This window comes from Mesorhizobium sp. M1004 (assembly GCF_040318795.1).
Lineage (GTDB): Bacteria > Pseudomonadota > Alphaproteobacteria > Rhizobiales > Rhizobiaceae > Mesorhizobium.
Map to the genome: position 1 here is coordinate 1 of NZ_JAMYNB010000005.1, position 19057 is coordinate 19057.

13 protein-coding genes are annotated in these 19057 nt (G+C 59.6%); 8 read left to right on the plus strand and 5 right to left on the minus strand.

What is annotated here, in order from left to right:
* Window positions 1–1019: 1019 nt before the first annotated feature.
* The 4 genes from NKH54_RS11610 to NKH54_RS11625 all read left to right on the plus strand — a co-directional run bounded on the left by NKH54_RS11610 (window position 1020) and on the right by NKH54_RS11625 (window position 7031).
* On the plus strand, window positions 1020–1199 hold the full coding sequence (locus NKH54_RS11610) for a hypothetical protein (RefSeq protein ID WP_023715472.1): 180 nt from the start codon (window positions 1020–1022) through the stop codon (window positions 1197–1199).
* 320 nt (window positions 1200–1519) lie between these two features.
* A complete protein-coding gene (locus tag NKH54_RS11615; protein ID WP_023730059.1) occupies window positions 1520–3823 on the plus strand; it encodes a peptidase domain-containing ABC transporter in 2304 nt (767 codons plus the stop codon).
* 84 nt (window positions 3824–3907) lie between these two features.
* On the plus strand, window positions 3908–5269 hold the full coding sequence (locus NKH54_RS11620; protein WP_353028253.1) for an HlyD family type I secretion periplasmic adaptor subunit: 1362 nt from the start codon (window positions 3908–3910) through the stop codon (window positions 5267–5269).
* Window positions 5270–5297: 28 nt separating this feature from the next.
* The gene (locus NKH54_RS11625; RefSeq protein ID WP_023730061.1) at window positions 5298–7031 is read left to right on the plus strand and encodes a tetratricopeptide repeat protein; all 1734 of its coding nucleotides are present in this window, start codon (window positions 5298–5300) and stop codon (window positions 7029–7031) included.
* A gap of 909 nt (window positions 7032–7940) precedes the next feature.
* On the opposite strand, the gene NKH54_RS11630 is transcribed toward NKH54_RS11625, so the two are convergent.
* The gene (locus NKH54_RS11630) at window positions 7941–9449 is read right to left on the minus strand and encodes a phosphomannomutase/phosphoglucomutase (RefSeq protein WP_353028255.1); all 1509 of its coding nucleotides are present in this window, start codon (window positions 9447–9449) and stop codon (window positions 7941–7943) included.
* Window positions 9450–9802: 353 nt separating this feature from the next.
* Between NKH54_RS11630 and NKH54_RS11635 the strand changes: the two genes are divergently transcribed.
* Entirely contained in the window at window positions 9803–10048 is a 246-nt protein-coding gene (locus NKH54_RS11635; RefSeq protein ID WP_156941379.1) for a DUF6894 family protein, read from the plus strand.
* A gap of 388 nt (window positions 10049–10436) precedes the next feature.
* Here the strand turns inward: NKH54_RS11635 and NKH54_RS11640 are convergent, their stop codons facing one another.
* Entirely contained in the window at window positions 10437–11837 is a 1401-nt protein-coding gene (locus tag NKH54_RS11640) for a hypothetical protein (RefSeq protein WP_353028256.1), read from the minus strand.
* Between the two features lie 597 nt (window positions 11838–12434).
* On the opposite strand from NKH54_RS11640, the gene NKH54_RS11645 reads away from it, so the two are divergent.
* The 3 genes from NKH54_RS11645 (at window position 12435) to NKH54_RS11655 (ending at window position 15691) form a co-directional block, all read left to right on the plus strand.
* Window positions 12435–12659, plus strand: coding sequence for a hypothetical protein (locus NKH54_RS11645; protein ID WP_023730066.1), 225 nt, complete (start codon window positions 12435–12437; stop codon window positions 12657–12659).
* 528 nt (window positions 12660–13187) lie between these two features.
* Entirely contained in the window at window positions 13188–13937 is a 750-nt protein-coding gene (locus NKH54_RS11650; RefSeq protein ID WP_353028257.1) for a LuxR C-terminal-related transcriptional regulator, read from the plus strand.
* A gap of 326 nt (window positions 13938–14263) precedes the next feature.
* Window positions 14264–15691, plus strand: coding sequence for a glutamate-1-semialdehyde 2,1-aminomutase (locus NKH54_RS11655; RefSeq protein ID WP_023730068.1), 1428 nt, complete (start codon window positions 14264–14266; stop codon window positions 15689–15691).
* A gap of 301 nt (window positions 15692–15992) precedes the next feature.
* Here NKH54_RS11655 and NKH54_RS11660 read toward each other — a convergent pair whose 3' ends face one another.
* Genes NKH54_RS11660 through NKH54_RS11670 form a run of 3 tightly spaced genes read right to left on the minus strand, consistent with a single transcriptional unit; the run spans window position 15993 to window position 18750 of the window.
* Complete coding sequence (locus tag NKH54_RS11660) at window positions 15993–16646, minus strand: PIG-L deacetylase family protein (RefSeq protein WP_023730069.1); 654 nt, start codon at window positions 16644–16646, stop codon at window positions 15993–15995.
* A complete protein-coding gene (locus NKH54_RS11665) occupies window positions 16643–17458 on the minus strand; it encodes a sugar phosphate nucleotidyltransferase (protein ID WP_023730070.1) in 816 nt (271 codons plus the stop codon). The genes NKH54_RS11660 and NKH54_RS11665 overlap by 4 nt, the downstream gene beginning before the upstream one ends.
* Window positions 17455–18750, minus strand: coding sequence for a class I SAM-dependent methyltransferase (locus NKH54_RS11670; RefSeq protein WP_023730071.1), 1296 nt, complete (start codon window positions 18748–18750; stop codon window positions 17455–17457). The genes NKH54_RS11665 and NKH54_RS11670 overlap by 4 nt, the downstream gene beginning before the upstream one ends.
* Window positions 18751–19057 lie beyond the last annotated feature (307 nt).

Below are 19057 nucleotides of genomic sequence, written 5' to 3' on the forward strand. Positions count from 1 at the left end.
GCTCTACTGGAGCGACTGGCTCGACCGGAGCGACTGGCTCGACCGGAGCAACCGGTGATACCGGCGCGACCGGTGCAACGGGCTCGACTGGCTCGACTGGTGCCACCGGAGCCACAGGTGCGACCGGCGATACGGGAGCGACGGGTTCGACCGGCGCCACCGGCTCTACCGGAGCGACAGGCTCGACCGGCGCCACCGGCTCTACTGGTGCGACAGGCTCGACCGGAGCAACCGGTGATACCGGCGCGACTGGTGCAACCGGCTCTACTGGAGCGACTGGCTCGACCGGAGCGACGGGCTCAACCGGAGCAACCGGTGATACTGGAGCGACGGGTGCCACCGGCGCGACTGGTTCAACTGGTGCAACCGGAGCGACCGGAGCAACAGGTGATACCGGGGCGACTGGCTCGACCGGAGCAACCGGCTCTACTGGAGCGACTGGCTCGACCGGAGCGACTGGCTCGACCGGAGCAACCGGTGATACCGGCGCGACCGGTGCAACGGGCTCGACTGGCTCGACTGGTGCTACCGGAGCCACAGGTGATACCGGGGCGACAGGCTCGACTGGTGCAACGGGCTCTACCGGATCTACTGGTGCGACCGGCGCCACAGGTGCAACTGGCGACAGGGGAGCGACAGGTTCGACTGGTGCAACGGGCTCCACGGGAGCAACCGGTTCGACCGGAGCTACTGGCTCGACTGGTGCAACAGGCTCTACTGGCTCGACCGGAGCGACTGGCTCAGCCGGATCGACGGGAGCGACCGGAGCGACCGGCCCGGGCGGTGACACAGGTGACCACCACCATGGCAATAACGGCTTTGGCAACGGAGATCAGGATGCACCTGGTAATTCCGGGAACCATAACAATGCCGAAAACGGTCCTGGTCACAAAGCCAACGTCACGACCAATACGCTGGGCCTAAAGGACTCGACGCAGTTCCTGCGATCCGGCTCGACCGACAGTGGTGCCGTCAGCCATGCGTCGTTCCGGCAGCTTGTTGGCCTGGCGGCCAGTTCGGTGACGACCGACCTCCTGAATGTCCTCAATACGATCAGTGGATTTGGTCAGAACCAGAACAAGCCGTTAGGTGCGAGCACCGACCTGATCTCGGACAAGACCAAGCAGGGCGCCGGCTACGCCAACACCGACGACACAGTGAAGAAGGCTCTGAAGGATATTCTGAAGCCGCATGAGTGAGCAGTGAGTGAACCTGGACAGGAAATGGTCCAGATTAAACCAGGCGCGCGGGCTTCGCTGGAAAGCGGACCCGCGCGCTGATCATTCCAGGTTATTGGGTTCCCGACCATGGTCAGCCACCATGACCACACAGGACGAAACGTACGCGCGGACTTCGCGGGAGAGCGGAATTCGCGCGTTCATCATTTCCAAACAGGGATTGGCATCAGAGTCGCGTGGCCGGTCGGTTCGAAGTATAATGCGGCGTTGCCGGAAACCTCGGCAAATACCTCGGCTTGGGCATTTTCGAACCCTCGCCCTGCGTACCGGATGAGAAGTCCATGGTAAACGTGCCCGTAAACGCCGAAAACCAGCCGGCCTCGATCCGTGCCGACGCCGAAGGCGACGTCGCAGCGCGCCAAGCGGGCGGCCACAACGCGGCGACGCGGACCCCCGGCGGTCCCGCCGAGCGCGACCAGATCGGGCCACGCATCAAGGCAGTACTGCAGGCCGCGCGTTATCATGGCGTCGAACTCGACCCCAACGAATTCAGGACCGCGAGGGCGGTTCCGACCGCTACCGATCTCTCCGAATGGGCGCAGACCGCCGGCATGTGGGCGCGTGCCCTGCGTATCCGCTGGTCACATCTTTTGCGCTTCCAGGATACCGGACCGGTCGTGCTGTTGTTCAGCGATGGCGGCGCGGCCCTCCTGACCGGAGCGAGTGCGGAGCGCAATGTCGTCTTCCTCAAAAGTGCCGACGCGCCGGACGACGGTGAGGCCACCCCCATCGACGAGCTTCGGCTGTCGCGGGTGTGGACGGGCGAGGCGGTGCTGCTGCGCGCGACACGGTCGCACGTGGCGGCGGATGCGCCTTTCACCCTTCACTGGCTCACCCAACTGGTGCGGCTAGAAAGCCAGCCCCTGCGCGACATAGCCATTGCCTCGTTCACGCTGAGCATTCTGACCATCCTGCCGCCACTCATCGTAATGACGCTGGTCAACAAGGTGCTGCAGTTCAACAGCATCTCGACGTTGCTGCTCTTGTCTGCGGTGATTGCCGTGGTCTTCGCCTATGAGACACTTCTTGGCCATGCGCGGCGACTGATCATCAACGTCGTCGGCGCCCGTCTGGACACCAAGCTGCAGTTGCACGTCTTTAGCCGGCTCTTGCGCCTGCCGCTCGACTATTTCGAGCGTCATCCGGCCGGCGAGACGATGTATCATCTGGCCCAAGTCTATCGTATTAGAGAGTTCCTGACCGGAAAACTTCTCAGCACGTTCCTGGATCTGATCACATTGTGCGTGCTGATACCGGTCATGTTCTACATCAACGCCACGCTCGCCTGGGTGGTAATGGCGTGCGCGGCCGTGATCATGCTGATCATCCTTGCCTTTCTCAGACCGCTGCGCCGCAGATACCAGCGAGTGGTCGAAGCCGAGACCTGGAAGTCGGCAGCGCTTGGCGAGACTGTCGTCGGCATCAAGACAGTGAAGGCGCTCGGCCTCGAGCCGCAGCGCAAGGCGCTCTGGGATGAGCGCGTAGCGGAAGCCGGAAAGGCTCGCCTCGCATTCGGGCAGCTTGCAAGCTGGCCGCAGACGCTGGTCACGCCGATAGAACGCGTCATGGTGCTCGGCACCATGCTGATCGGCGCCTATCTCGCATTGAACGACCGCTCGGGCTATATGGTTGGCAGCCTGTTTGCCTTCATGATGATCTCCCAGCGCGTAGCGCAGCCGCTGGTCGGCCTGGCCCGACTGGTTGAAGACTACGAGGAGGTCGGTGCAGCTATTGGCGAGGCGGCCTCGGTTCTCAACCGGCCGCTGGAGAGCAGTTCGAATTCCACCGGCCTGAGACCCAGGCTTGTGGGCGAGGTCACTTTCAGCGACCTGACATTCAGCTACATCGCTACAAAGACACCGGCGCTTGACCGGGTCAGCTTCCACATTCCCGCCGGCAGCATGTTTGGCATTGTTGGGCGTAGCGGTTCGGGAAAATCAACGATCGCGCGCCTCCTACAGGGAATCAACCGCGACTACAGTGGCTTCCTCAAACTTGATGGCGTCGACCTCAAGGAGATCAACCTACGCCATCTTCGCCAAGGGCTCGGCGTGGTCCTGCAGGACAATTTTCTCTTTCGCGGGTCGATCCGCGATAACATCATCGCCGGGCGTCCAGGCTTGACGCTTTCCGATGCCATGCGCGCCGCGCACCTCGCCGGCGCCCAGGAATTCATCGAGCGCATGCCCAATGGCTATGACACCTATATCGAGGAAGGTTCGCCCAATTTGTCAGGCGGTCAAAAGCAGCGGCTGGCGATCGCACGCGCCCTCATCCACGACCCGACCATTCTCATCCTCGACGAAGCGACCAGCGCGCTCGACCCGGAGAGCGAGGCAGTGGTAAGCGCCAATCTTATGCGCATCGCCAGCGGCCGCACGATGATCATCGTTTCGCACCGGCTGTCCTCGCTAACAGAATGCGACAACATCCTTGTTATGGATCAAGGTAAGGTCCTTGACGTCGCGCCGCACTCGACACTGCTCGAGCGCTGCGCGCTGTATCGCCAGCTGTGGTCGCAGCAAAACCGGCACCTCGACGGCCGTCATGGCCGCCCGGTCGCCATCCCACCGCGGTTGGTTTGACGATGCCACGACTCAGATGCGCTTCAGGTCCGGTAACCCATGAGTAGCACCTCTCTCATCACCCTCCCCTCTCGGCGGCATCGGATGGAAACGAGGGATCTGACGACGCCAGCCATACTCGAATTCCAGTGGCCGTCGACGGCTGTCGCCAATGCTCCTATTCCGCAGGCGGCGCGGCGCATCGTCTGGATCATCGCGAGCTTGGTCATCGCGCTGATCGCCGTGGCCGGACTGATACCGGTCGATCAGGTTGTAACGGCCAGAGGACTCGTGGTGTCAAAATCGCCCAATATGGTCGTGCAGCCGCTGGAGACGGCGATCGTGCGCTCGATCGACGTTCGTGAGGGACAGCACGTGCAGGCCGGTCAAGTGCTTGCTCGCCTTGATGCGACTTTTGCTTCTGCCGATCTGGCGTCGCTCGGGATGCAGGTTTCGACACTTGAAGCTGAAGTCGCGCGGTTGAAAGCGGAAGCGGACGGCCAGACCTTCAACTATGACGGTCTCGACCCAAGCTGGACCTTGCAGGCATCGATTTTTGAGCGCCGCAAGGCGGTCTATGACGCCAAGGTCGAGAATTTCGACCGGCAGCGCGACGAACTCAGTTCCGTAATCTCGCGGTCGCTATCGGATGCAGATGGCTACCGCCAGCGGCTCGCGGTCGCGGGCTCGATCGAAGAGATGCGCAAGCAGCTCGAAGCAAGGCAGGTGGGCAGCCGCCTCAACACGCTGCTCGCCGAAGATAATCGCGCGGAAATGTCCCGGGCGCTCGGCAATGCCGAGCAGACCGCGCAAGCCGCAAAGCTCCAGCAGGCGGCGGTGGCCGCCGAGCGCGACGGCTATATTCAGGGCTGGCGAGCGGATGTTTCACAGAGCCTATCCGAAGCCAGTTCGCGCATGTCGGACGCCCGTGAACTTCACAACAAGGCAAAGCTGCGTAAGCAATTGGTCGAGCTGAAGAGCGAAGCAGACGCGATCGTTCAATCCGTGGCCAAGGTCTCGGTCGGTTCGGTCCTGCAGTCCGGCGAGCGCTTGATTACGCTGGTGCCGGCCAACGCGCAGCTTGAAATCGAGACAAACATCGTCGGCCGCAGCAGCGGCTTTGTGCATATCGGCGACCCGGTGGTCATCAAGTTCGATACCTTCCCCTATTCGCAATACGGCCTTGCTCATGGCACCGTGCGGACGCTCAGCCCTGATTCCTTCTCTGCGCAGGATCAGGCGCGCGATCCGAACAGCTCACTGGCCTTGCTGCCTTCGGACGCCGAACCGTTCTATCGAACGCGGATTTCCATCGACCAGGTCGCCCTCCACGACGTGCCTGCCGGTTTCACCGTGAGCCCTGGCATGCCGGTGACCGCCGATGTTAAGGTCGGCCGCCGCACAGTGCTCAAATATATTCTCGGTGTGATGCTCCCGATCGGCCAGGAAGCCATGCGGGAGCCATAGCGCAGGGTGTTTTCGGAGGCTCGGATCGATGACAATCCTGGATCGGCTGACTGTTTTTGCCTCCCCGGCGGCAGCGTTGCGCCGAGCGATCCAGCTCTCTGACAGCGGCAAGCCCGCAGAAGCCTTTCCGCTGATGGCGACCGCGGCGCGCGCGGGGGTCGTCGAGGCCGAGTACCGGGTCGCGCGTTGCTATCTCGAAGGCTCGGGTGTGCCGCCAAGCCGTAAGGAAGGGGCGCGATGGCTGCTGCGGGCAGCCAACCACGGGAGCGCCGATGCGCAAGCGCTGCTCGCTGCTCTCTACCTGACCGGGCTGGTGGCTAAGGAAGGCGACGGAAAGGGCTCCGAATCCGACCAATTGTTCATGGCGGATTCCTCGGGCAAACCGGACTTCACAGCGGCGTTCGATTTCGCCACCAAGGCGGCTGAGGCGGGCTCGGCCACCGGACAGGCGATCCTCGGCTATATACTTACCAGCGGTCCCAAAGCAATGCGCAATGCAGATGCGGCGCACCGATGGTACGAGAAGTCGGCTTCTGCCGGCTGCGCCGAGGGGTGTCTCGGCTTTGCCCTGTCGCTCGCCCGTAGTGGCAAACGTGAAAACAGGGTCAGGATTGCAAACGAGGTAAGACGCGCCGCCGACGCCGGTCTGCCGACCGCAATCTACCTTCTCGCGATCCTTACCGAGCATGGGCTCGGCGTCGTGAGCGACATCAACGCAGCCGTTCAACTCTATCAGGCTGCTGCAGAAAAAGGCCTTCCCTCCGCTCAGTTCCGGTTGGGAATGGCACTGATTGATGGTGCATTTGTCGACCAGGACATATCTGCTGGAGAGGCGTGGATGCGGCGCGCTGCATTGGCGGGCAATATTGAGGCTGCCTATCTCCTTGGCGATCGCTATGTGAAGACGCAGCGGCCGGATTTTGCAGAATCCGCAAACTGGTATCGGCGGGCGGCCGAAGCGGGCCATCAGGCCGCCGCCCGCGCTTTGGCCTCGCTTTATTTGACGGGCAACGGCGTGGCTCAGGATCTCGAAGAAGGGGCACGCTGGCTGCGCGCCGCTGCACTTGGCGGCAATCAGGAAGCACAGGTCGATCTCGCCAATCTTGTTCTTGAAGGAGCCGGCGAGCCGGATGATCGTGCAAGCGTTGCCGGATGGTTCGAAGCGGCCGCTTCATCGGGGGACCTGATCGCCGCATTCAATCTTGGGCTCTGCTTCGCCAATGGCGTTGGCGTCCGCCAGGACGAGGGCCAAGCGGCGCAATGGCTAAGGCGCGCGGCTGAAGGTGTCGCCGAGGCGCAATATATGTACGCCCGTCTCCTGCAAGATGGACGCGGCGTGGTGACCGACCTATCGCAGGCCCGCCTCTGGTTTGCTCGGGCGGCCAATGCCGGCCTGCTCGACGCCCAGGTGGCGCTTGCCGAGATGCTGCTCAATGGCCGCGGTGGCGCGCGTGAGCCAAAGGTTGCTATGCAGCTGTTCCAGGGGGCAGCCGCCGACGGCCACGCCGGGGGGATGTTTGCACTTGGTGCGCTGTACGCAGCCGGCCAGAGCCTACCGATCGACCAGGCGGAGGCGCAGAAATGGTACGCCGCCGCTGCTGGACGTGGGCACGGCCAAGCCCAACTCATGCTCGGGCGTTATTTGTCAAGGGGTATCGCTGGGGAGCGCGATCCTGCAGCCGGTCGCCTTTGGCTCGAGCGAGCGGTCGCACACGGTATCAATGAAGCGGCCGAAGAACTTGCCGAGCTCGCCTCTGGTTGAGCCTTGCCAAGCCTTGCCAAGAACAATCAGGCCCATCAGCGGGATTGCCCGCGTAGGCGCCTTGAGCTTTCTTCTTTGAGAACCCCACAGATTGTGCACAGTTCCTGCCCGGATTGCACTCCGTGAGCGATGCTGCCCCGGAAATGGCAAGTCTCAGACGGCTGGTGCGCCGTTCATAGTCCGCCGGACGAGAAGTCCATATCAAACAAAGAGTTTCAGATTTCTTGTTTCCGCCCACTTGCCCCATCACGCGGCCAAAGCTGATGCTCACATAAAACTACCCGTCGCGCGGCCAGCCCTATAGGGGAGTACAGTTCCAGGTGACGGTTGACGAATGAGGCCACCAGAAGCAAGTAGATCCCGGAGTTGGTCGGCAAAGGTCGACCGCCAACGCAAATGCACTGCCGATCATTTGCTTCGGGATGCACGATCCAGCTGTGCCCTGCCCCCAAACAGCAGAGCGAAACGGTAGAGTTTAGTCCGGGCCTGACCTGTTTCACGGTCTCGTATTAAAGGGCGGCAGAGCGCGCGCGAAAGTGCTTCCGCTCGCCGTTCGTCAATCTCCAGCATCACATTCTCGCACGTGTCTGAAACCCCACAACCAGGGCAGGTCAAGCGATTGAATCCTTGCGTCTCATCGCCGACAAGAGGAAGTTTGCACCTATTGCAGCCGAACTGCGGTGTGTATCCGATCACGGTGGGTCTCCCAGCGGCGGCCAAGATTTCACCGGACGCCGGGATAGGCTACGCAATTACTGGGCCACACGCAGGTGACCCACCACGGTACACCTTTGGCGTCGCGAGCTTCACCAGAGCGCGCACTGGACTGCGAGAATTGCAAGACCCCACAGTCCCGATCGATCAGGCAGAAAAGTGCGCCCAAGTCCCAGCCTGGCTCCTTACGCCTTCTCAGAAAGTCTGGTTGTAGGCGCCCACTTCCGGACTGCGGAGCAGCACGGCGTTGACGGCCTCGAACATCTCCCGGCGACGCAGCGATGAAACCGGGCTTTCAACAACCACGACAAGCTCAGGCTTGTTCGATGACGCACGCACCAACCCCCAGGTGCCATCCTCGGCGACGAGGCGCACGCCGTTTATGGTGATCAGATCAGCGATCTTCTGGCCGGCGAAGGTCGCATCGTCCCGCTTCATAGTCTGGAACTCAGAAACCACCCGCTCCACGACGCCATACTTCACGTCGTCCGCGCAGTGCGGCGACATGGTTGGCGTACCGAAGGTCAGCGGCAGCGTGCGGTAAAGGTCGGCCATCGAACTGCTGGGGCTGCGATCGAGCATTTGGCAAATGGCGATGGCAGTGATCAGCCCATCGTCGTAACCGCGACCAACAGGCGGGTTGAAGAAGAAATGCCCGGATTTTTCGAAGCCTGCAACGGCCCCTAGCTCGGCGACACGACGCTTGATGTAGGAGTGCCCGGTCTTCCAGTAATCGGTGACCGCACCATTGGCTAGCAATACGTTATCCGTGCGGAACAGGCCGGTGGACTTGACGTCGACGACGAAGGTCGACCCGGGATAGAGCAGCGAAATATCCCGCGCGAGCATCACACCGACCTTGTCCGCGAAGATTTCGTTGCCCTCATTGTCGACAACGCCGCAGCGGTCGCCATCGCCATCGAAACCCAGCCCAAGATCGGCGCCGCTCTTCAGCACCTTGTCCTTGATAGCATGCAGCATCTGCATGTCTTCGGGGTTTGGATTGTAGTTTGGAAAGCTATGATCGAGTTCGACATCGAGCGGAACCACCTCGCAGCCGATCCGTTCCAGCGCTTCAGGCGCAAAGGCGCCAGCAGTGCCATTGCCACAGGCGACCACGACCTTGAGCTTCTTCGAGATACGCTTGTCCCGGGTCAGATCGTCAAGATAGGTTTCTCGGAAATCGGAAACGAAATCATAGGAGCCGCCGCCAAGAAGATCGAAGTCGCGGGCCAGGACAATTGTCTTCAGCGCTGTCATCTCCTCGGGACCGAAGGTCAACGGCCGCGCCGCACCCATCTTGACGCCGGTCCAGCCGTTTTGATTGTGCGAGGCGGTGACCATGGCGACCGACTGCGTGTCGAGCGCGAACTGGGCGAAATAAGCCATCGGCGACAAGGCTAGACCGATGTCCCTCACCTTGGCGCCAGCGGCCATCAACCCGGAGACGAGTGCCAGCTTAATAGACAGCGAATACGACCGGAAATCATGCCCGGTGATGATCTCGGGTCCAGCGCCGAGACGGCGGATCAGAGTGCCGAGCCCCATACCAAGCGCCTGGACGCCGATCAGGTTAAGTTCGGGCGCGACCTGGCCAAACCACCAGCGCGCATCATATTCCCTAAACCCGGACGCCTTGATCAACGCCGAAGTTTCAAATTCGAACGTGTTGGGCCGGGCTTCGTCTACAAAACTCAGAGGCAAGACAGGAAACTCCGAACGACACAAATGCGGTTGGCGAGGCGGTAGCTTACCAGAACCGATCTTCAGGCCTACCTATCAGTTTGGTTGACCCTTTCACGACACGGTGGTCCGGCGAGCGTTGTTGTCGGCTAACGACTGGATCGCCGCCCTCCAGCGGCTCGCGACGTCGTGTTTTCTGCCGGGCATTATCTTTTTTAATATTTTGTGATCGCCCTGAGTCGAGTTCTCCACAGCCGCGTCCAATTGACCATCTGCAGTTGCTAGAATGCTGCCGAAGAATGCCTTAAACAGTCGCGGCCCAGACGGAAACCTTCTGCTCTGACGAGCACTTTGTTATTAAGCACGGACGCAAAATGCCGCTGTTTTTCTTCGATGTCCGGGACGGCAAATCCCATTCTCCCGACACAGAGGGCACCCACTACGATGGGGCGCTTGAGGCCCGGGTAGACGCAGTTAGAATGCTGGTCGCCATGGCACAGGACGAAGTTCAGGGCGAACTTCAAAGCAAACTTTCGGTAACTGTTTCTGACGAGAGCCGTCGACCCGTCATGGAAGCAAATATCGACTGCAGCATAAAAGTCTTCGAAAACTCCCAATAACTCTGGCTACTTCGCTCCTTGGGATGGCCCTCGCGTTACGGCACCGATCACTTTAGATGTAAAATTCACGCCGCGCTTCTCGAGCGGAGTAGCCGGACCTCCTGATCCAGCGACATGACCACATTGGGCGCCGCTTTGCCGCCGATGCCCAAGCAATCCTTTTGGCAAAGATAGATCAGCGAAGATGACGCGCTTTGTGGTTTGTTGTGGGACGCAACCGCTTCTGCAACTCTTCGATACAGCAGTACCACGCTTCTAATGCGGTTTGGCGGCAGCCCTTCTGCTCTTCCAGGCAAACGCCGCGGCAGGGATATGGCATTCGAGCGGGCGGCCGTCCGTTAATCGACATTGCCGTCGACATTGAACAGAACTGGCCCCTGGCACATCACTAGGAACCTTTGCCGCCGCGAAGCCAATTCGGCTGAACCTGAGTACACGACTTAACCGTGCCGTGGCCCGACGCCGGGGCGTTTCGTTCGACCATGACGCGCCGAGCACGGGCTCTCGTGGCGCAAACGACTGCAAGTGCGATGAAGAAGAGGAGGCCTGGATCAGCGCTGCCACCCGACACCGACATTGCAATTATGCTTGCAAGGGCAGCATTCCTGACGCTCGCCACGACTGCATCTGTCTCTGGATCCGCCCATTCCCGAAGCGCGCCCAAGCCCCTTGCCACGACACAGAGCAGGACAGCTATCATCAGCGATCCGAAGAAACCCAACTGCGAAAGGACTGCGATCGGCCAACTCGATGCCCTTGAACTGCCGAAACCAACGCCCAGTCCGCTGGTATCGAGAAACGACTGCAGGCTCTTCACATTCCAATAGGTTCGCTCATGGCCTGATGCGGAATCAGCTTTGTTGATGATGGTGCTGTTGATCAGGCTGACGAACGGATCCAGCGCGTCGGCTTTGTAAAGACCAATGCCCAGTATGGCGGTCCCGCCCACTACCATGAGAGCTATTATCAGTATCTCTTCACGCGCAACTTTTCCCCTCATGACTGAGGATAGCATAGACAAAGCAACGGGAATGCATAGCAGTGTCAGCCCGACGTAAGCGGTCGATGAGGTCGACAGAATGGACAGGAAGAGCAGGATGCCAGACAGCCATTTAGCAAGCTCTGATTTCGTCTTTCTCCAGTAGCTGTAGCAGAATGCCAGGCAGGCGAGAGAAACGCTGGCGAACGAAGAGGCCTCCGAAAAAGGCCCGGTAATCCGCACGAATCCTACCTCCAGCGCGTTCGATATGATCGCATAGTTGGCGGTTCTGACCGGGGCCAGCAGGTCTCCCGCTCCCATGTTCTTGCCGATGAAATCGATCAACCCCATCCCCGTATGCAGGCCGCACCACAAGAAGAAGCCGCGCCGGATTTGGACAATCCGGTTGGAGTGCAGCAGCAGGGCACAAAGGGCTATCGCAGCTAGTCCACCAAGAATGAAATAGCCCGTCTGAGAAATGTTGCCTGAAACGGGCGCCAAAGAATCTTCCACGACTGTGCCGCGGGTCTTGGACTGCACGAATACGGCGGTCTGCCCCGCAAAGAACCTAGGAAACAGCCATGATCCGATAATGGCGTAAAGCATGAGGCTTGTAAGAATCCAGACCGGCCTGATGGTTCCGAACACCAATCCAAGATCAAACCAGACACGACGTCTCGCGGCGACAGCTGTGACGAGCAAGCCGGCGAATAGGGTGTAGATCAACGGGGATGACCCACCCAGAAAGCTCAGGGTCCCGACGGCCGTCGCGCCGAAAGCCTGGGAAGCGATCAAGCCGATGATCAGCATTCCCCTCGAATAGTAGGCAACGACCAAAATAGCCGCGCATATTAGCAGTCCCGGCAAAGATACCTGCATGCCGCTCGAGTTCCCGCTTTGGTTTGGCTACGTGACGCGGATACAGCAAGCTGTCCGATCGCTGATCTTTCGGCAGGTGAATATCCCGGGCAAGAGAGTCAAAGGGGGTAGCCTTGACCTGCGAAGGGCGATCGCACAAATACTCCCTCACCTGCCTTTCGTTTCATAATGAAGCCGGCGGAACGATCAGCATGAGCTGCAAGCTGAATGGCCGAAATGTCCGGGCTGCTGTCAGCGTCGCCTAGAAGGGCACAGGTGGTGGGATTGGTCCTACAGGCAGGAGGGCGCGGCGGTAGAGTGGTTGTGATGTGACGACGGCGCCCTGATTTTTCCTGTACCCTCCTGCAAATGGCTATCCCTTGGTCCCGGCACGCCTCCCAAAGAACGGGTCGACCAGGGAGGTCGGTCGTCTTACTACAATCGCAAGCAGTTTTTGCTTTCAGCCGAAAACCTGTGTTGATGATGAGGGGATGGGAGGCTGGCAACGGGCGGGTTGTTTAGAGTTCCATCTAAAGGAGGAGAGGAGATATGACCACCCAGGTTGTGTATCGCATGTTTGGGCCCAAGCAGGTCAGGCAACTCAAGGAAGTTTACGAGTGTGCCCGGGCCGTGAAAGCCAAGTACCCCGAGGGCCATATTGCCAGCAAAGCCGCCAAAAGGCTGATCGACGCCTTCGAAGCCGAAATCCACAATGCCGGATCCGTTCTGGATGTGTCTTGGCTGACGGAGGCTGATGCTCAGGGAACAGCCTGAGCCCGACCTTCATGACGCGCAGGACTGTGGCGTGACGCAGACGCTGGCGTTTAGATATCGCTGCCGGCAGCTGTGTCACCAGCGCGGCTGTTGGAGATAGGATGCAAGCAGCCTCAGTTCCGTATTCCGGGTGAGGACCTGGCGAGGCGGAGCCTCGCCGGATCGGTTCAGAACGAGAGCATTGTAGGTCGCGCGATATTCTATGCCCACAAGATTTATCGGCTGGCCAAAGTCACGTCTTCCGTCTTTATAAAATGGCAGCACCGCGGCGGGGCTGCCCCTCAGCAGTTTTCGCCGAATCAAAAATTTACCAAAAATTAACTTATGTTAGCTCCCGCTTGTGAATAGCCCATAAGCTACTGAGGTTGTTCTAGTTGGGATTAAGGACAGCAGTGGGCCGCAGGTTGGGCAATCCCGGCCAAAGCTCTCACAACGGGCGGGCATTAACTGGACTTTCTGAAGTACCGAACAATGAGGGGCCAATTGGCCGCCGCAGGGCGGTTTTGTGGGAAAAGGGTGGGTAAGAGTATGGGTTCTACAGTAGAACTGGAAAGATACACTTTAGCAAATCAGGCAGAAATCCAGGCAGGCGGGACAGGAGAAGTCCACGAACAACTAAGCAGGGAATGCCTCCTCATCTTGGACGGAAGGGCTCTGGACCGCGAATGTCTTGCATCGGCCCTTGAAGACCACGGGCTCGGCATGGCCATAGAAGCCATGGGTTCGATAGATGAGTGGCGCGTGAGAGAGGGGATGAGCGTTGCAGCCATTCTTTTCAACCTGGGCGGCCGGAAAGTCACCGACCATGGCATCGCGGATCAGATCAGGCGCATTTCGTCAGAATTCAAGTCGGTACCTGTGGTGATCTTGGCCGACACAGAAGACCTTGCACAGATACTGACCGCTCTCGAATGTGGCGCGCGTGGCTACATTCCGACCTCCGTCGGGATCGACGTCTGTGTCGAGGCCATCAATCTTGCGGCGGCAGGAGGCATCTTCGTTCCGGCAAGTAGTGTCCTGTCCATGCGGCACCTGATAGATTCAGGCACTCGTGAAACACCTTTGACGGGCATGTTCACGCTCAGGCAGGCTGAGGTCGCCCAAGCGCTCCGACGCGGCAAGGCGAACAAGATCATCGCCTATGAATTGAACTTGCGAGAGAGCACCGTGAAGGTGCACATCCGCAACATCATGAAGAAGCTCAAGGCGACCAACCGCACGGAAGTCGCCTACAAAGTCAATGATCTCTTCGCGGAGGGGACTTCGGCTGAAAGCTGATTGCAGTTAACGCGGCCCTCCTTTTTCGGAGGGCCGCGTTCACACTGTCCTGCCTCAAACCGCGGTTGCTCGCGAAAGTCGAAGACTTTAGACGGAGACAATGGCCACGCTCCGCACGTTACCGCCCGGAGCGCAAAACCCGCGCCGCATGACGGGATGCTCCAAACCGTCTGGATTCAGCCGATCTGCAGTCCTGAAAATCGTCATGGGGCGCCAAGGCACAATCGCACCGTCCATCCACCAAAAGTGCTAAACCGGTGACCTTATGGAGAGCGCGAAAGTCCGGGGTCGGACATCTAGACTTCTACCAAACTGGAGTGGTCCGCATGTCTGAGCAAAGCCTCTGTTTTCGCAAATCCGCACGCCTTCAAGAACGCGGCCGTGAACTGATCCCGGGCGGCAGCCACACCTATGCGAAGGGCGAGGATCAGTATCCCGTTCTCGCGCCGGGCTTCATCGAACGTGGTCTGGGGTGCCACGTCTGGGATGTCGATGGTAACAAATACATCGAATACGGCATGGGCAACCGTTCCGTCGGGCTGGGGCATGCCTACCCAACTGTGCTCAGAGCGGTGGAGACGGCACTCGGGAGCGGCTCCAACTTCACGCGGCCCGCAAGCATCGAAGTTGAGTGCGCCGAAACGTTCCTGGAACTGATCGGCGCGCAGATGGTAAAGTTCTGCAAGGACGGATCGGACGCGACTTCAGGGGCCGTCCGCCTTGCCCGCGCCTACACGGGTCGTGATCTCGTCGCATGCTGCGCCGACCACCCCTTCTTTTCGACGGACGATTGGTTCATCGGGAGTACACCGATGAATGCGGGAATTCCGCAAGCGGTCCGAAACCTGACCCTCACTTTCCGCTACAACGACATCGCCAGCGTAAAGGATTTGTTCGAGAGGCACCCGGGCAAGGTCGCCGCCCTAATCCTCGAACCTTCTCGTGGCGACGATCCGGCGGACGGCTTCCTGCACAACGTCCAGCGTCTTTGCAAGGAAAACGGCGCGCTGTTCATTCTCGACGAGATGATCACCGGGTTCAGGTGGCATGCAGCGGGAGCACAGAGGCTCTATGGCATCGAACCGGACTTGTCTACATTCGGCAAGGCCCTGGGCAACGGATTTTCGGTCTCGGCCCTGGCAGGCAAACGCGAATATATGCGGCTCGGTGGGCTCGAGCATACGGACCGCCCGCGGGTGTTTTTGTTGTCGACCACTCATGGGGCGGAAACCCATGCGCTGGCCGCGGCAATCGCGACCATGCGGACTTATCGGGAACAACCCGTCATCGAACACCTGCACCGTCAGGGAACGAAATTGAAAGATGGGATCACGGACATTGCCAGAAGCCATGGAGTCGATAAGCACTTCAAGGTTGTCGGCCGTCCCAGTTGCCTAACATACGCCACGCTCGACCAAGACGGCAAGCCCTCGCAGACCTTCCGTTCCCTGTTCCTGCAGGAGACCATCAAGCGCGGTGTGCTCATGCCATCGCTCGTCGTCAGCTACACTCACGACGACGCGACCTTGATGAAAACCATAGATGCCGTTGATGGCGCGCTAGCCGTGTACGCGCGGGCCCTGGAATCGGGAGCAAGCCACTTTCTGGTCGGCCGCCCCTCGCAGATTGTCTTTCGCCGCTTCAACGATAGCGATGAACTGGCACACATTCCAGCAGCTTCGCAGAACACTCACCGAACAGCCAGTGTGACCAATCGGCAATCAGAAACCCACCGCCTCGTGGCGACCTCATGACGTAGCGAGACCGTGCTTTTTTCCTGTCTTGATGCGTGTCGGCACCACGAGGATGTTCCCGAACGCAAAGCGCCAGCTTCCAACATGCAAAACGCGCGGAAAATGAAGGGCGATCCGAGCGGGCTCGCTTATCCGCATGTCGACCTTCAGCGGTGGCAGGCTCTGCGCAACTTGCACACCCGACCCGCATCGAACCTCGTGCCCCGACCGATTCGCAGCCCGCAGCCCTTCTCAGAATCATGTTCCCTTGGATTGGGTAAGGAGCCCGACCTTCGATAAGCGCTCAAATTCAAAAAGCCTGCTAAAGAAGTCTGGCCTTTCTGAGCGTAAACGCCTCGGCGAAATGTTCGGGCGCCCGGCACTCCATCCCGCGTAATCTTGCGAGCGCGGCGAATGTCTCACGGTCGAACCAGTCCTTCGAGCGCTGCGTCCCGAAGTGCTCGTGCAGAAGCTCGATCTTGCGTTCCAGCACGGCGGCTGTAAGCGGCACGTAGGCATTTGGCTGGCAAAGATCGCCGTCCCATTTGGGAATCTCATATTCGATCACGAGATGATCGCGGAAGACATTCCAGGTCAGTTGGTTGACCTCGCGGTGGTCTTGATGGGCATCGAACCTCGCGTGGGTCAGCACCAGGTCCGGCTGGACGCGAGATCTTAATTTTATCAGCCACTGCTTTATTGCCCTGCTGTGGGCCGGAAAGTAGCTGTCTTCGAAGTCTGCGATGTCAACTGTGGACGACTCCGATCCTTTCAGGAACGCTTCGGCCGAAGCGCTGGCCTCGGCCGCCCGCTGGCCGCCGGCGCTTAGTACACACCAGTGTACCTTAAGTTTGACCTCAGACGCGATCAGCTCAAGGATAGTGCCCCCGGCGCCGATCTCGATGTCGTCGGAATGGGCACCAAGGCAGAGGATCGAGAGTTCCTCCCCGCGACGCGCGAGGCCAAGCCCTCTCATGACGCGGCCATCACCATGCTGCGCCTGGCTTTTTCGGCGGTGACCTTTCTATTCCACGGCATGTCGCCCCGCTCGACCATTTCTTCGAGCGATTGCCAATCGCGCAGCGTATCCATCGACCGCCAGAAGCCACCGTGCTTGTACGCCATAAGCATGTTGTCATCGATTAAGCGTCTGAAGGGTTCAAGAACGAGCTCCTCGCCCTCGCGCATATAGTCGAAAATTTCGGGGCGGAACAAAAAGTAACCGCCGTTGATCCAGATTTCCGAAGTATCCGTCGTGCGGAACTCACGCACACGACCGTCTTCTGCGATATCGGCCAAATGGTATGTCAGTGGTGCGCGCACCGCGAGAAAGCAGCCGACCTTGCCGCTGGCTTCGAATTTCGCGATCACGTCATGGAGATCGACATTGGTCAGGCCATCGGAGTAGTTGGCCAGGAACATTTTTTCGTTCCTGACTTGGTCCCTTGCGGCCCAGAGGCGTTCGCCAATATTCCGCCAGACCCCGGTATCAAGCAGGGTAATGCTCCAGTCCTTGACTTGGTCGCCGAGCAGTCTTACGTCCTGACCTCCCTGCGTGACCACGCAATCGGAAAAGGTCTGCGGCCGTGTGTTGAGGAAGAACTCCTTGATGACATTGGCTTTGTAGCCTAGGCATAAGACGAATTCGTCGTGTCCATAATCGCTATACCACTGCATTACGTGGCGCAGGATCGGCTGGTGGCCAAGCGGGATCATCGGCTTCGGGATGCTGTCGGAATAGTCCCGGATCCGGGTCCCGCGACCGCCGCAGAAAAGGACAACTTTCATTTCCGTACCTCCGACGGGTCGATCACCGCCACAAAAGGAATTGGGACCACAAACCTTGCACCCCAGGCAGCGACATGGTGCATCTGTTCAATGATCTCGTCCTTCAGGTTCCACGGTAGTATCAGGATGTAGTCTGGCCGGACCTCGTCGATTGCCTCGACGGATTTAATCGGAATGTGCATTCCCGGGGTGAAGCGGCCATGCTTGTAGGGATTGCGGTCGACGGTAAAGTCAAGGAAGTCGGTGCCGATGGCGCAGTAATTGAGTAGCGTGTTGCCCTTGCCCGGTGCGCCGTAGCCGCAAATCTTCTTACCCTCGCTTTTGGCCGAGATAAGAAACGCCAAGAGGTCACGCTTCGCGCGCCGAGCCTTCTCGCCGAAGGAGGCATAGGTAACCATCTCCGTCAGACCGTGCTGCTTTTCGCGGTCGAGAAGTTTGGGCACACTGTCATCCACGCGCCAACTACTGCCCTCATGGGCGAGATAGACGCGCAGGGAGCCGCCATGGGTGGACAACTCCTCGACGTCGATCAGCCGCAGTCCGTGGCGAGCCGCCATCATCTCGATCGTCAGCAGCGAGAAATATGAAAAATGCTCGTGGTAGATGGTGTCGAACTGGTTCTCCTTCATCAGCCGCTCGATGTGTGGAAACTCTAGAGTGACTACGCCCTCCGGTTTGAGCAGGATCGCCATCCCAGCGACGAAGTCATTGAGATCTGGCACCTGCGCCAGGACGTTGTTGCCGATGATGAGGTCCGCGCGAAGTCCTTCGCACACCATTTGATTTGCCAGCCTGACCCCGAAGAAGTCGACCCGGGTGGACACGCCCTTCTCGATCGCGGCGCGCGCGACATTGGCTGCCGGCTCGACGCCCAGCACAGGAACGCCGAGTGGCAGAAAGTGCTGCAGCAGGTAACCATCGTTACTGGCGAGCTCCACCGCAAGGCTGTCGGAGCCAAGCCCAAGACGCCTTGTGATCGCCTGGCAATACACTTTCGAATGAGCCACCCAGCTCGTCGAGAACGAAGAGAAGTAGGCATATTCGCTAAAGATCGTCTCGGGGCTCATATACTCCTTGAGCTGCACCAGATAGCACGTGTCGCAGACAAGCACGTTGAGGGGATAGTAAGGTTCCATCTGGTCAAGCTGGTCGGCCTGGAGGAAGCTCTCGCAAGGCGGCGACATGCCCAGATCGACCAGAGTATGGCGCAGGCGCGACCCGCAGAGCCTGCAACCGACTTTCCGGCTTGCCGCACTATGATCGCGAACGATTTCGACTGCCTGGATGTTCATTCCCCTGCTCCTGGTTTGAAAAACGGAGACGCCGTGCCCTACGCAGAACCTATGCCTGCCGCGCCTCCGAAGGCAGATGGCCACAGGTTAGAATCCCAGCCCCGCCTGGTTCGATTTGCCTATCCGTCGGGTGCCTTAATCCTAAAAGCGAGCGGGTGGCGGCAACGCCGTCGCTAAGCCCGCCGAAAGGGTAAAGCTGTCATCTTGATGTACCGCTATCGGAGAGGCCACCTAAGGCTTAGGTAGCCCTTCCAGCGTGGGCTGGCGACGCTGACAATTGGCGCGCCGGTCTCGCTCGGCACCGGGG

Bases quoted from the DNA above. Each gene is read 5' to 3' on its own strand.
- NKH54_RS11660 (WP_023730069.1), bottom strand. From the start codon at position 16,646: ATGAGAGGGCTTGGCCTCGCGCGTCGCGGGGAGGAACTCTCGATCCTC.
- NKH54_RS11645 (WP_023730066.1), top strand. From the start codon at position 12,435: ATGACCACCCAGGTTGTGTATCGCATGTTTGGGCCCAAGCAGGTCAGG.
- NKH54_RS11640 (WP_353028256.1), bottom strand. From the start codon at position 11,837: ATGCTGATCATCGGCTTGATCGCTTCCCAGGCTTTCGGCGCGACGGCC.
- NKH54_RS11655 (WP_023730068.1), top strand. From the start codon at position 14,264: ATGTCTGAGCAAAGCCTCTGTTTTCGCAAATCCGCACGCCTTCAAGAA.
- NKH54_RS11635 (WP_156941379.1), top strand. From the start codon at position 9,803: ATGCCGCTGTTTTTCTTCGATGTCCGGGACGGCAAATCCCATTCTCCC.
- NKH54_RS11615 (WP_023730059.1), top strand. From the start codon at position 1,520: ATGGTAAACGTGCCCGTAAACGCCGAAAACCAGCCGGCCTCGATCCGT.
- NKH54_RS11650 (WP_353028257.1), top strand. From the start codon at position 13,188: ATGGGTTCTACAGTAGAACTGGAAAGATACACTTTAGCAAATCAGGCA.
- NKH54_RS11670 (WP_023730071.1), bottom strand. From the start codon at position 18,750: ATGAACATCCAGGCAGTCGAAATCGTTCGCGATCATAGTGCGGCAAGC.
- NKH54_RS11665 (WP_023730070.1), bottom strand. From the start codon at position 17,458: ATGAAAGTTGTCCTTTTCTGCGGCGGTCGCGGGACCCGGATCCGGGAC.
- NKH54_RS11620 (WP_353028253.1), top strand. From the start codon at position 3,908: ATGGAAACGAGGGATCTGACGACGCCAGCCATACTCGAATTCCAGTGG.
- NKH54_RS11625 (WP_023730061.1), top strand. From the start codon at position 5,298: ATGACAATCCTGGATCGGCTGACTGTTTTTGCCTCCCCGGCGGCAGCG.